Origin of the sequence: Erwinia sp. MYb416 (assembly GCF_037479575.1) — a bacterium.
Classification (GTDB): Bacteria; Pseudomonadota; Gammaproteobacteria; order Enterobacterales; family Enterobacteriaceae; genus Erwinia; species Erwinia rhapontici.
On sequence record NZ_JBBGYT010000256.1, the window covers coordinates 1 to 661 of the forward strand.

The 661-nt window shown below is 58.1% G+C and carries 1 pseudogene; it reads right to left on the reverse strand.

What is annotated here, in order from left to right:
* Nucleotides 1-661, reverse strand: a pseudogene (locus WH277_RS02360) (miniconductance mechanosensitive channel MscM); the annotation flags it as partial.

A 661-nucleotide genomic window follows, 5' to 3' on the forward strand; every position in this document is an offset into this window, starting at 1 on the left:
GCTGGTGACCATCATCACCATTGCGCCACCCAGCTGGCCCAGGGTATCCAGCGACAGCAGACGGTGCAGGTCGCGCGCCAGATCGAGCGGGTAGCTGAAATCCACCGGGCTGACATCGGCTGTCCAGAAGAGATAGCGGTGCGTAGCCTCTTTCACTTCATTCAGCGCATCCACCAGCTGACTGTTACCGACTTTTAACTTGGTCACGCCAAGGATCAGGTTATCGCAGCCGGAGAGCAGGGAGGTGAGCAGCTCACGTTGGGTTTTCAGCTGAGCATCCAGAATGCGTCGCTGTTCCGCGGTCAGATTACTGTTGTCATCCTGGCGTAGCTGAAGCAGTGATTTCTGGCGTTCCAGCAGATCTTCGTAATAGAGGCGCTGGACGCGCAGCTGGGCCATTTCGTTGTCCAGCTGCTGGGGTTTTGGCATATCTGGCAGACGTGCCACCTGTGCACGCAGCGCTTCGCCCAGCACATTGGATACGCCCAGCCATTGTGACTGTTCACGAATGGTGCTCAGTGCCTGACGAACCTGAATGGTCTGATTGGCGGCGGTGCGCTGCTGCGACGCCACCAGATCCATACGCTGCGCCTGCTGATTCAGCGCGCTGGACAGTTCGCGGTTAACGCGGAACTGTTCGGTGATGCCTTTGGGCATATCA